The 12,085-nt window shown below is 69.9% G+C and carries 14 protein-coding genes; 8 read left to right on the top strand and 6 right to left on the bottom strand.

The genetic code is table 11. The annotated features are described in order from the left end of the window. Positions 1–17 precede the first annotated feature (17 nt). From P3T34_RS03290 to P3T34_RS03325, 8 genes are all read left to right on the top strand, one after another. Positions 18–815 carry an ABC transporter ATP-binding protein gene (locus tag P3T34_RS03290; RefSeq protein WP_280671800.1) on the top strand — a complete coding sequence of 266 codons (798 nt, stop codon included), beginning with the start codon at positions 18–20 and terminating at the stop codon, positions 813–815. Continuing rightward, positions 802–1,668 (top strand): ABC transporter permease, encoded by an 867-nt coding sequence (locus P3T34_RS03295; RefSeq protein ID WP_280664443.1) that lies wholly within the window; start codon positions 802–804, stop codon positions 1,666–1,668. The genes P3T34_RS03290 and P3T34_RS03295 overlap by 14 nt, the downstream gene beginning before the upstream one ends. Before the next feature lie 17 nt (positions 1,669–1,685). Beyond that, positions 1,686–3,647 carry a glycosyltransferase family 2 protein gene (locus P3T34_RS03300; protein WP_280664444.1) on the top strand — a complete coding sequence of 654 codons (1,962 nt, stop codon included), beginning with the start codon at positions 1,686–1,688 and terminating at the stop codon, positions 3,645–3,647. A 58-nt stretch (positions 3,648–3,705) separates the two neighbouring features. Continuing rightward, positions 3,706–4,620: a hypothetical protein gene (locus P3T34_RS03305; protein ID WP_280664445.1), complete on the top strand. Its 915-nt coding sequence runs from the start codon at positions 3,706–3,708 to the stop codon at positions 4,618–4,620. Between the two features lie 29 nt (positions 4,621–4,649). Continuing rightward, a complete protein-coding gene (locus P3T34_RS03310) occupies positions 4,650–5,474 on the top strand; it encodes a protein phosphatase 2C domain-containing protein (RefSeq protein WP_280664446.1) in 825 nt (274 codons plus the stop codon). A gap of 22 nt (positions 5,475–5,496) precedes the next feature. Next, positions 5,497–6,396, top strand: a complete 900-nt coding sequence (locus P3T34_RS03315) for a UTP--glucose-1-phosphate uridylyltransferase (protein WP_280664447.1) — start codon at positions 5,497–5,499, stop codon at positions 6,394–6,396. Between the two features lie 59 nt (positions 6,397–6,455). Next, positions 6,456–7,805, top strand: coding sequence for a glycosyl hydrolase family 28-related protein (locus P3T34_RS03320; protein WP_280664448.1), 1,350 nt, complete (start codon positions 6,456–6,458; stop codon positions 7,803–7,805). A gap of 155 nt (positions 7,806–7,960) precedes the next feature. Next, positions 7,961–8,161 carry a hypothetical protein gene (locus P3T34_RS03325; protein ID WP_280664449.1) on the top strand — a complete coding sequence of 67 codons (201 nt, stop codon included), beginning with the start codon at positions 7,961–7,963 and terminating at the stop codon, positions 8,159–8,161. A 50-nt stretch (positions 8,162–8,211) separates the two neighbouring features. Here P3T34_RS03325 and P3T34_RS03330 read toward each other — a convergent pair whose 3' ends face one another. From P3T34_RS03330 to P3T34_RS03355, 6 genes are all read right to left on the bottom strand, one after another. Further along, positions 8,212–8,808, bottom strand: a complete 597-nt coding sequence (locus tag P3T34_RS03330; RefSeq protein WP_280664450.1) for a GNAT family protein — start codon at positions 8,806–8,808, stop codon at positions 8,212–8,214. Between the two features lie 188 nt (positions 8,809–8,996). Further along, positions 8,997–10,124, bottom strand: coding sequence for a methyltransferase domain-containing protein (locus tag P3T34_RS03335; protein ID WP_280664451.1), 1,128 nt, complete (start codon positions 10,122–10,124; stop codon positions 8,997–8,999). Positions 10,125–10,136: 12 nt separating this feature from the next. Next, entirely contained in the window at positions 10,137–11,105 is a 969-nt protein-coding gene (locus P3T34_RS03340; RefSeq protein ID WP_280664452.1) for a radical SAM protein, read from the bottom strand. Positions 11,106–11,149: 44 nt separating this feature from the next. After that, positions 11,150–11,386, bottom strand: a complete 237-nt coding sequence (locus P3T34_RS03345) for a hypothetical protein (RefSeq protein WP_280664453.1) — start codon at positions 11,384–11,386, stop codon at positions 11,150–11,152. Beyond that, the gene (locus tag P3T34_RS03350) at positions 11,383–11,667 is read right to left on the bottom strand and encodes a hypothetical protein (protein WP_280664454.1); all 285 of its coding nucleotides are present in this window, start codon (positions 11,665–11,667) and stop codon (positions 11,383–11,385) included. Before P3T34_RS03350 ends, P3T34_RS03345 begins: the two co-directional genes overlap by 4 nt. A gap of 16 nt (positions 11,668–11,683) precedes the next feature. Further along, positions 11,684–11,923 carry a hypothetical protein gene (locus tag P3T34_RS03355; protein ID WP_280664455.1) on the bottom strand — a complete coding sequence of 80 codons (240 nt, stop codon included), beginning with the start codon at positions 11,921–11,923 and terminating at the stop codon, positions 11,684–11,686. Between the last annotated feature and the right edge of the window lie 162 nt (positions 11,924–12,085).

Here is a 12,085-nt window from a genome sequence, read left to right on the forward strand (position 1 = left end):
GGAGCAAGACCTTGAGCATCGCATCGAGCACGGCACCGCCGGCAGCCACCACAGAGCCGGCGTCCGAGCCCGCTGTCGTTCTCCGCGGCGTCACCAAGAGCTATCCCAGGCCCGGAGGCGTCCAGCCGCCTGTGCTCGAGGACATCGACCTGACCGTCCCGTCGGGGGGCTTCACCTGCGTCATCGGTGCCTCTGGCTGCGGCAAGTCGACGCTGCTCAGTCTGATCGCCGGCCTCGACCTGCCCACCTCCGGCGAGGTCGAGGTCGCGGGCGGCCACGCCGCGCTGATGTTCCAGGACGCGGCCCTGTTCCCCTGGCTCTCGGCAGGGCGCAACGTCGAACTCGCGCTGCGGCTGCGCGGCGTGCGGCGGGCCGAGCGCCGCGCCGAGGCCGAACGGCTGCTCGCGCTGGTCAGGCTGGCCGGGGCCCGCGACAGACCGGTCCACGAACTCTCCGGCGGGATGCGCCAACGGGTCGCGCTGGCCCGCGCGTTGGCCCAGGAGAGCAAGGTCCTGCTGATGGACGAGCCGTTCGCGGCGCTCGACGCGATCACCCGCGACGTGCTGCACGACGAGCTGATCAGGGTGTGGCAGGAGACCGGCTGCGCCGTCGTCTTCGTCACCCACAACGTCCGCGAGGCGGTGCGACTCGGCCGCCACGTCGTCCTGCTCTCCTCCCGCCCCGGCCGGATCGCCGGCCAGTGGACGGTGCACATCCCCCAGCCGCGCCGGATCGAGGACGCCGCGGTGGCCGAACTGGCCGCCGAGATCACCGAACAGCTGCGAGAGGAGATCAGCCGCCATGCGGGCACCTGACAGCGACCTGGTGGAAGCCGGTCTCGACGCGCTGGAGACACCCGCCCGCAGGCCCGCGGGCGCCGCGGCCTCGCTGCGCCGCAAGGCACTGCCACCGCTGCTCGCCGTCCTGCTGGTGGTCGCGGTGTGGGAGGCGGTCTTCCTCGCGCGCGTCGAACCCGACTGGGTGCTGCCCGGACCCGTCCAGGTCTGGCAGAGCATGCGCGGCGCACTCCAGCAGGGCGACGTGTGGCCCAGCGTCGGCCAGAGCGTCTCGCGCGGTCTGCTCGGCTTCGCCGCCTCCGTGCTGATCGGCACCCCGCTCGGACTCCTGACCGGGCGGCTGCGCCCGCTGCGTGTCGCGCTCGGGCCGATCCTGGCCGGGCTGCAGAACCTGCCGTCGGTGGCCTGGGTCCCTCCCGCGGTGATGTTCTTCGGCGTGACCCCGACTGCCCTCTACTGCGTGGTGCTGCTCGGCGCCGTGCCCTCGATCGCGCTCGGACTGGTCTCCGGTCTCGACCAGGTGCCGCCGCTGTTCCTGCTGGTCGGCCGCAATCTGGGCGCCCGCCGGCTGGCGTCGGTGCGGCATGTGCTGCTGCCCGCGGCGCTGGTCGGCTACGTCGGCGGACTCAAGCAGGGCTGGGCCTTCGCCTGGCGCTCGCTGATGGCCGCCGAGATCATCGCCGTCTCCCCCGCGCTCGGCCACGGTCTGGGCCGACTCCTCAAACAGGCCCAGGACGCGGGCGACATGGGCCTGGCCTTCTGCGCGATCATCCTGATCCTGTGCGTGGGCATCCTGGTCAATCTGCTGGTCTTCGCTCCCCTTGAACGCAGGGTGCTGCGTTCAAGGGGGCTGGCCGGCCAGGACAGTTAGGGAATCGGGACCACCCCATGTACCACCCCACCACCATCGCCCTGCTCGCCGCCGATGTGCTCCTGATGCTGCTCATCGTGCGCCAGCCGCTGTCCCGCACCTTCGACGACTCGGACCGCGGCTCGGGCCAGATCGTGCAACTGCCGCCCGTCCGCAGGCCGTCGCTGCCGCGCCTGGTGAGCTTCCTGGTCGTCGGCGCGTGCGTCTGCACGCTGATCGTCGCCCTGCGCCACCCCCAACTCGACCAGGCGTACAGCTCGTTGGTCGCCGACACGCTGTCGGCCACCAACGGCAACTCGCACCTGACCATGATGTACGCGCACAGCCTGCCGCCCCTGCTGCCGGCCGCGGTCGTCGGCTACCTGGTCACGATCGCCGCCGTGCTGCCCACGACGCCCGGGCGACGGCTGATGATCCTGGCCCACGCACCGCTGTTCGTCGCCTTCTCCGTCCTCACCAACTGCTTCACCGCGCTGATCGGCGCCGCGGCCGGCCTGCCGCTCGGTCCGGTGCCACTGCTGGCCCTGGTGCTCCAGTCGACGTTCGGCTACTTCCTGATCTACCGCCTCACCTTCACCACCTACCGCCTGCCCCGCATCACCCAACTGCCCTCGCTGCGACGGGGCGACTGGCGCGACAACCTCGTCCTGCTGTGCTGCCTGCTCGGCTCGCTCAGCATCGTCGCCGCGCTCGCGCTGGCGCTGGCGAGCCAGGTCGGCGACCATCCGATCGCGATGTTCCTGATCCTGGCCAGCCTGCGCTCCGGGGTCACCGACCTGATGTTCATGCTGCTCGCGCTGGTCCGGATGGCGGGGGCCCGCAAACCGCGCCTGGGCACCGAGCGTCCCGCGCTCAACGTGATCATCCCCGCCTACAACGAGGCGGCCGGGATCGAGCGGCTGCTGGCGTCCATCGACCGCGCGGCGGCCGCCTACGGAGGCCCGGTCCACGCGGTGCTGTGCGACGACGGCTCCACCGACGACACCCGCGCCCTGGCCGAGGCGGCCATCGCCGACTACCGGTACGCCACCGGCGAGGTGATCCAGGGCCCGCACGCCGGCAAGGCCAAGGCGCTGAACCTCGCGCTGGCGCGCTGCACCGCCGACTTCGTCTACCGGGTCGACGCCGACTGCGCGGTGGACCCCAACGCCTTCGCCCACTCGATCCCGCACTTCATCTCCGATCCGCGGGTCGGTGTGGTCGGCGCGCTGACGCTGCCCAAGGAGCCCTACGACACCTGGATCGACCGGATGCGCGCCATGGAGCAGCTGTTCACCTACGGGCTCTGCCTGGCGACCCTGACCACGGTCGACGCCGTGCCGTGCGTGCCCGGCACCTTCTGCGCGTTCCGCCGCCAAGTGGCGCTGGACTTCGGCGGGTTCGTGCACGGGATGTTCGGCGAGGACGCCGAGTTCACCTGCGCCTTCGGCCGACTGGGCTGGCGCGTGGTGCTCGACCCGCACGTGATCTCCTACGAGGACGTGCCGGTCAAGGTCGGCCAACTGCGCGTCCAGCGCTTCCGCTGGGGGCTCGGCGGCATGATGAACTTCGCCCGGTACACACCGTTCGGCCAGGGCGCGCCCGGCCCGCGGTTCTGGTTCGAGCTGCCCAGGAGCGCCGGAATCCGGCTGGTCTCGCCGATCCACCTCTTCGTGATGCTGCTGGCGGTCCTCTACGGGGTGCTCCAGCCGCAGCCGCAGCACAATCTCGCCCGATTCGCCGTGATCTTCGTGCTGGTCCAGATACCCGCGCTCATTCCGCGACTGTGCGTCATCCTGTACTACCGGCGGGCACACTTGCTGGCGTGGATTCCACTATGGCTGCCGTTCACGTTCCTCAAGCGATTCTTCCAGCTGGAATCGACGCTGGCCTGCGGAACCCGGCCGGTGCGACTGCCCCTGGCGGTGCGTACGCGCCTGCCGGCGCTGCGCTCGGCGCTGCGGCCCCGCAGAACCGAGGACCCCGCGCCGGGGGCCTGAACCGGCCTCTCCCCTGCTCTGAACGGCCACCTCCCGCAGACAACGAGGCACGGAACCGATGAAGAACACCCGAAGCATCACGGCGATGGCACTACTCCTCGCGCTGGCCGCCGTCGTCACCTACCTGGCCCTGGGAGGGAGCGGCGGCCGCTCCCCGTCCCGGGCCGTCGGCCCGCAGAGCCCACCGCCCGGGAGTGCGGCCCCCGGCACCGGCGCCACCGGCACGTCATGGATCGTCAGCGGCAGCACCCTCACCCGGCTGCTGGCGACGGACACCACGGGCAGCACCACCGCGAAGAACTTCAACACGCCCAACGCCTATGTCCTCACCGGACCCGACGCCTGGGCCGTCCCCGCGGGCTGGAGCAGCACGCCCACCGCCAGCTTCACCAGCTACACCGCGCTCCGGTCGGCCTTCGCCAAGCACAGCCTGGACCCGCGCATCCGCGCCGTGCTCTACGACAACGAGCACTGGTCGCTGACACCGGCCGACGAGCAGGCCGACCCCGCCCACTACGACCAACTGGCCGCCGAACTGGTCCACCGCAACCACCTCCTCTTCATCGCGGCGCCGGCCCCGGACCTGGTCAACAAGCTGAGCCCGGACACCACCACGGACAAGTTCGGCGCCTTCCTCGGCCTGGGCGTGCTCGGGCAGGCCGCGCGCTACGCCGACGTCCTGGACATCCAGGCCCAGGGCGCCGAGAACAACCCCACCCTGTTCGCCTCCTTCGTCTCCGCCGCCACCGCCCAGGCACGGCAGGCCAACCCGCACGTCAAGGTGCTCGCCGGGATCAGCACCAATCCGTCGGGAACCGCCGTCACCGCCGCCACCATCGACAGCGCGGCCCGGACCGTGCGCACCGCCATCGACGGGTACTGGCTCAACGATCCCGCGGCCTCCGCGGCCTGCCCCGCCTGTGCGGGTCCCTACCCGCAGACCGCGCTGACGGCGCTGCGCAACCTGAGCTGAACCGCCGACCACGGCTTCCGGAGGTGCCCATGAACATCACCTCGGCCACGCTGGCCGCCCGCTCCGACGCCCCGAATCTGGACCTGCTCCTCACCGGCCCCGACGTGGTCGTCCTGCTCGACGGAGCCGGCGGGCCGAGCGCGGAAGGCAGCGGCTGCCTGCACGGAGTCCACTGGTACGTCCGCCAGTTGGGCAGCCGGCTGCTCAGCGCGCTGCTCACCACCGAGCAGCCGCCGGCCGAGCTGCTGGCCCGGGCCATCGAGGCGGTCGCCGACCTGCACCGGTCGAGCTGCGACCTGCGCAACCCCGCGACGCCCTCCTCGACGGTGGCGATCGTCCGCCGCCGCGAGGACGTCCTCGACTACCTGACCCTGCACGACTCCACGATCCTGCTCACCCGGCACGACCGGACCAGGGCGGTGAGCGACCGCCGGCTCCACGGCATCCCCGAACTCCGGCACCGGCGCGAGCAGATGAGCCACCTCCCGCTGGGCGGCAACCTGCACGCCGTCGCCCGACGGGCCTACATCGCCCACGAGTTGACCTACCGCAACACCCCCGGCGGCTACTGGGTGGCGGGAGCCGACCCGCGCAGCGCCGCCGAAGCCGTCAGCGCGACGGTGACGGCGAAGGGACTGCGGGCCGTCTCGCTGCTCAGCGACGGCGCGGGCGACTACGTGGACGTCTACCGACTGGCCGACTGGCCGCAGGTCGCCGGCCTCCTGGAGCGGGACGGACCTGCCCGCCTCGTCCAGCTGGTGCGGGCAGCCGAACGCGGCGACCCGAGCGGCCGCGTGTGGCCACGCCTCAAGACCCACGACGACGCGACCGCCGCGCACTGGTCGCCGACCTGACGCACACACCGGGAGACCCCTCATGACCAGGACCATCCGCCGAGCCGTCATTCCCGCCGCCGGTCTCGGCTCACGCCTGCTGCCGATGACGAAGGCGACGCCGAAGGAGATGCTGCCGATCGGCGACCGGCCGGTGATCGAGCACACGGTGCGTGAGCTCATCGACTCGGGCGTCACCGACATCACCATCGTCGTCTCCGACAACAAGGACCTGATCCAGCGCCACTTCCGCCCCAACCCCTCCCTCGTCTCCCGATTGCGCGCGGACGGCAAGTCCGGGTACGCGGACGCGGTGGAGGAGGTCGGCGAGCTCTCCCGGCGCGGCCACATCACCTACCTCGACCAGCACGGCCCCTACGGCAACGGCACGCCCGTCCTGAACGCGGCGCGCCACCTCGGCGACGAGCCGATGCTCGTCCTGTGGCCGGACGACGTCTTCGTGGCCGAGGTGCCCAGGGCGCAGCAGCTGATCAGGGCGTACGAGGCGACCAACGCGCCGGTGCTGGCCCTGATGCCGATGGACGACCCGACGGACGCCCTGCGCTACGGCGTCCCGGTGGTGAAGGAGGATCTCGGCGACGGATCGATGCGCATCACCGGCCTGGTCGAGAAGCCCGATCCCAAGGACTCGCCGTCGGCGTTCGCCGTGATCGGCGGATACGTCATCACCCCCGCCGTGGTCGAGGAGATCCGCGAGCAGACCAGGCGCTGGCACGAGCACCAGCAGGGCGAGGTGTACCTGACCGACGCCATCAACGCCTACGCCGCCACCCGCGCCGTCTACGGACAGGTCATCAAGGGCCGCTGGTACGACACCGGCACCCCGCTCGCCTATCTCACCGCGCAGTTCGCCGCCGCGCTCGCGCATCCCGAGTACGGCCCGCACCTGCGCCGCCTCGCCCAGGACCTCGGCGCTTCCTGACGCGTCAGGACACTCTTCACGGACATCCACCATCCCCATCCCAACAGAAGGAAACCACGGTGACCAGCAGCAACGGATTCGGGCGACGGGACGCCCTGCGACTCGGAGCCCTGACCGGCGGGCTCGGCCTGCTCTCGGCATCGCCGGCGGCGGCAGCAACGCCGGCGGCGACCACAGGCACGGCGAACATCTTCGACGTCACGGCGTACGGCGCGGTCGGCGACGGGAAGACCGACGACACCCAGGCGATCCAGAGCGCCCTCAATGCCGCCGGGGCGGTCAAGGGATCCATTGTCAACTTCCCTCCGGCCAGCGGTGGTTGCTATCGCACAACCGGAGTGACGGTGCCCGGCGGGGTGGGCGGCCTGCTGGGCCGCTCCGACCTCTACAGCGCCAACGGGCCCACCGTTACCACCCTCACCGGGTCGGTGCTGGCACCGCTGAACTCCACCACCACCGCCCTGCTGACGATCGGTACGAGCGGCAACGGCACGGTGGTCGACGCGAATCCGCACGGCCTGACCATCGACGGCCTCGGCTTCCTCGGCACGACACCCGGCGCCACCGCCGTCCCCGGTCTCTGGGGCGCCACCATCATCGACACCTCCGGCGTCACCCTGCGCAACTGCCGAGACCTCTACTGCGACGCGCCCGGCTTCGCCGGCTACCCGACCGGCGGCACCGGCACGGGCGGCTTCGTACGCTTCCTCTCCTCGGGCACCGCCAACACCTTCGCGGTGAGCGGCCGGGTGCTGTACTGCTCCTCGTACGGCGCCGGCACGTTCGTCCTGGCCGACGGCCTGTCCACGGCCTACCCCGGCGGCGGCAGCACCGACGGCCAGATCACCGGCTGCCAGGTCAACGGCCACAACCACGGTGTCGAACTCGGCCCCACCCTGGCGGGAGCCGGCGGGTGGGTCATCATGGACTGCCACTTCTCCTCGGCCGAGGGCGCCAGCCACGTCAACTACGGCCTGGCGGGCACCCCGTGGACGCTGCGGATCGAGGGATGCTACTTCGACCTGTGCCGGGTCGTCCCGGTGGACTGCCACGGCCACGGCATCCAGGTGGTCGGCAACTACTTCCGAGCGCTGAGCAACACGACCGCGGTCTACTTCGGATCCGGCCTCGCCACCTTCGGCCGCGACCCGGCCGCGGTGCTGACCGGAAACGTCCTGGACCTCAACGGCTCGACGACGGTGGCGAGTTTCGCCCATTTCGACGGCTTCACGGCAGCCGAGTTCGCCGCCCACGGCGGCGGACAGTTCACCGGCAACCTGGTGCACAACCACGGCGCCGCGATGCCGAAAAGCTGGATCGGCCCGTACGAGGGCTCCGACAAGGTGGCCATCACCAATTCCACGACGGCCACCCTCGAACTCACCCAGGGCCCGGTGCTGAACGCGTAGCCCGCGGCGTGCCGTTCGCGCGGGCCGCTGCCGAACGCGATGGTTCGTGATCCCGTACGCTGCTTGCTCTCCGGGTGTGGCTGGGATGAGGGGGCGTGGGGATGGCCGGTGGAGAGCGCGGGCGCAGGGCTGCGATCGTCCGGTACTGGCGGGCTGTGGAACTGTTCAGCCCGCAGAAGGTCGACCGGGTGGATCCGTCGAAGGACGTCTACCCGGTGTGGGACGGCCGGCCGCTGCCCTGGGAGCCGGGCCACCGGCTCCGCCGGCGCTCGCCGGGCCACGGGCGGACCTGGCAACACACGGTGTACGCGGGGGTGTTCGAGCTGACCGCGCTGCGCGACACACTGCTCGCCTGATTCGACACCTCCGGCTGGCTGACCGGTTGACCGTTCGAGCAGCGAACGGGTCAGGGGCGACCCCGGTGGCGGGCCCAGTCGGGGGCGAGGATGGACATGACGGTGGCGTCGACCCACTGACCGTCGTAGTGCAGGGCGTCCCGCAGGGTGCCCTCGGCGACGAAGCCGAGCTTCTCGTAGACGCGGCGGGCGCGGGGATTGAAGGCGTACACCTCCAACGCGATGCGGTGCAGGCCGAGTTGCTCGAAGCCGTGGGCGAGGATGAGGCGGCCGGCCTCGGTGCCGAGGCCCCGGCCCTGGCCTGAAGCGATCAGCAGGATACGGAAGTTGCAGCTTCGGTTGGCCTCGTCCCACTCATTGAGGACGACCTCGCCGACGCACGCCTCGGTGGCCAGGTCCACGATGGCGAGGTCGAGGCGGTCGGTCTGGGCGTTGCGCCAGAGGCGGAACTGCTCGGACTTCTCCGGGACTTGAGGGCGCAGCGGGGCGTCGGAGTGGTTCGCACTGCCGGTCAGGCGCAGCAGTTCGCGGTCCTCGAAGACAGGGGCGAGGGCCGCCACGTCGCCCGGCTCGAAGGGGCGCAGTCGCACCCCGGAGCCGGTGAGGGTGGGCTTGAGGGTGAAGTCGGCGCGCGGAGTCTCGTTCACCGGCTGATTCTCACTGCTTCAACGGTGCTGCGGCAACGGGCTTTTCCGGTCCCGACGGGCGATTTCCCCGTTCCCTTGGGCCTGAAGCCGCTGGAGGTCCGGGACCTGGCGGCCGTCACGCGCTGGGTCGCCGAGCAGCTCGGGATCGCCGAGGCGCTGCGGCCGGACGCCGTGGTTGGTTGCGGGTCTCAGCTGATCGCTGTTGACCAGCCACCGCGTGACAGACGGATCTCCCCTTCCGGGGTGACGCGCGCTTCACTGCCGTAGAGGGGCAGGCCGCCTTCGACCAGCATCCGGGTTCGGATGCGCTCGACGTCCGTCCAGAGTCGGCGGGGGCCGGACTGGTGAACGGTCGGGGGCTCGTACCGTTCAGCGGTAGCCCGTGCCCACGAACCGTCAGGGTGGACGAGGTAGGCCGTTCGCCGGCCGGCCCGCTCCTCGAAGTCGATCTCCACCCCGGGCACGCTAATCGTGAGGAACGACCACACCTCCCACGCCTCGCGGATATCGGATACCGGATACCGGCCTGTCGTGACCTCTTCGCCTTCCCCTTCGCGAGCGGTGTCGAAGGGGATTCCGGGCGGGTAGTCCGGGCCGGAACGGGTGACCATGAAACCGGCCCAGTCCCGTTCGATGTGCCCAACCGCTCCACCGTCTGCGGTCTTCCACGCCGTGAGGATCAGCGTCGTGCCTGCGATGGTGGTGACGATTCGTCCGCCCGGCCGGAGAGCTGTCAGCAGCGGAACGGGAACGGGCCGGAGCGCGACCGTGGAGACGATCCGATCGTACGAGCCTGGGATCGGCTCCTTGGTTACGTCGAGGGTCAGGAAATTCGAGCGTAGCCCCATGGCGGCAGTGCGCGACTGGGCCGCCTCGCTCAAGTATGCGTCCACATCCACGCTGGTCACTCGCCGGTCACCGAGCCGGTGCGCGGCAATCGCGGTCAGCCCGCCGGCCCCCGTGCCCACGTCCAACAGGTCATGTTCGGCGTTGATCCGCGCGTGCCTGAGCATCTTGACAGAGAGGCCTGTCAGCGTCGCAGACGACGTAATGCCCCCTGTCGGTCGGTCCCCCGGCTTTGCCAGGTCGGCGTGCTGACCACCCACGCTGGTGATGACTGAGACGTTTCCGTAAGCACGGCTCGCCCAGAGGTCCGGGTCATCGGCACCGACCCGCAGGGACCACCCATCCTCCTCCCTCTCCCACCACCGAGGGATCAGCTCGTGACGCGGGGTGCGGGCAACAGGGTCTCGCCACCGCGAATCCGGGTCGGTGACGCTGTCGGCAAGCGCTGCCGCGTGCTGGTGCCATTCCATCTTGTGTGCCTTTCAGAAATTCGGAAGGCAGGACGGTGCCTGATTCGGGTTGCAGTCGCTATTGTCGTTCGGCGCGCCCCCTGCTTGGAACGTGAAGTCGTAAGCAGGGTCGCACGCTTCGGTGGTCGCGGGGTTACAGTCGTTGCTGTCGCTGGGCGGGCAATCCATCGTGACCACCGTGGCACCGTGGTTCTGTGCCTTTCCGGGGATGCCGGCTACCGTGGCTGTCCACTCCGGGCTGGCGAGGATATCAGCCAGTCGGCGTTGGAGGATGCTCGCCGGCTGAAGCCAGCGACCGAGCACGCAGGGGGAAACCGCGCCGTCCGGCATGACAGCCAGCCTCCCCCGGCCACAATTCCCGCACAGTGCGCTGATGTTCGGCTCACGGGTGGTCGCGCGTCCCACGCCCCGCACGTAGTCCAACGCCACGTGTTGGACACCAAGCAAGCGGAGTTCCTCTACCGCCAGGCGCTCGAGCTGCCCATCGTTGCAGCCGACGACTCCGGCCCGAATCGGGATGCCTCGCTTGACCGCCTCCACGATGTTCTGGCGGGTCCGCTGATGGCTTCCCACCACCTTCGTCACCTTGTCGTGCTCACCCGCATTGACGGAGTAGTACGAGGTGGCAAGCGTGACTCCGGGCTGAGACACCGCCGTCCAGGCCGACCCGGGCATGTGGAACAGGTTGGAGAAGACCTCGACCTTGCGTCCCCGACTCAGGGCGTGGTCGACGAGGCCCCTCCAGCCGGGGAACGTCGTCGGCTCTCCGCCGATCAACTGGACCTGAGCGATCCCGAGTTCAGCGGCCTGGTCGATTACGTCGCACCACTCGGCGTGCGTCATCGTGCCGTGCGTCCCGGTCGGTCCCGAGTCCGCGAAGCAGTGCGTGCACTGAAGCTGGCACTTGCCCGTAATCTCCAACTCGATCACGTGGGGCACGGCCAGGGCGGCGCTCATTGGCGGCTCCATGATCGCGGTCATAGCGGTTCCCTTCGTTTGGCTGTCGGGCATCTCACGTGTGTTGGTCATCCGGCGCTCCGCCGACTGTCGGCGTTCAGCCCAGCCAGCCGGCCGGACAGACTCTCGGCCCGGTCCGCGCGGCGCACCTGTTCGGGCTCTCGGGTGATCTCGATACCGCCCTTGGCCGGACGGAGGTAGAGAACGCCGGCGCGGCGCTCCATGACGACCAGGACCGTACCTGACCTGCGGTCCACCACGTAGTCGCCAGCTGACAGGATGTCGCCGTTCCGGGTGGCGCTCATGTGCTCAACTCACCGCGCAAAGTGGGCAGTTCGGCCAACCTAGAGGGCACGATCTCGCCCGGGATGACCCGGCCATCGCAGTGCGCGTGTTCGTGGAGGAAATCAGCGATCGCCCGTACCGTTCGAACGCTCGCCCCGCCGATTTCCACATGGATGCCGTGGGGCATGAGGGTGACCCGGCCGCCTTCCAGCCCCGGAAGCGCGGGAAGACCGTTGACCGCAAGCCCGTCAACCAGATAGTCCACAGCCCGCTGCGCAGCTTCGCGAAGATCGCCGGCCATGCGGTCATGCTGCGTCTCAACTCTGTTGTTTGTCACAGGCATTCAGTCCTTCGGCGATCAGTTCGGCAAGCATCAGGACCACATCGGGCCGAACCCGACCGAGGTCGACCAGAACCAACCCAGTCACCTCCGACGCCGGGTCGATGCACACCGAGGGCAGAGTGATGCCAGCACGGCCGAGCGTATCGACCAACTTCCTTGCTGCAACTGCTGCTTGGTGGCGCTGCTTGGCGATCTGTCTACTTAGGATCGACACGAGCCGCTCCTCTCCGTAGTGGCTCGACTACCAGTGGGGCTACCATCTCGACTGCGGAGTGACTTCGCAACTCTCGGAACTCAAAAGGTGAGTTGAGGTAGCACCAATGAACTTGAAGCCCCTTGACCCGTCATCCTCCCCGCGCGCGACCTTTGGGGACCA

It is taken from the genome of Kitasatospora sp. MAP12-44 (assembly GCF_029892095.1).
Lineage (GTDB): Bacteria > Actinomycetota > Actinomycetes > Streptomycetales > Streptomycetaceae > Kitasatospora.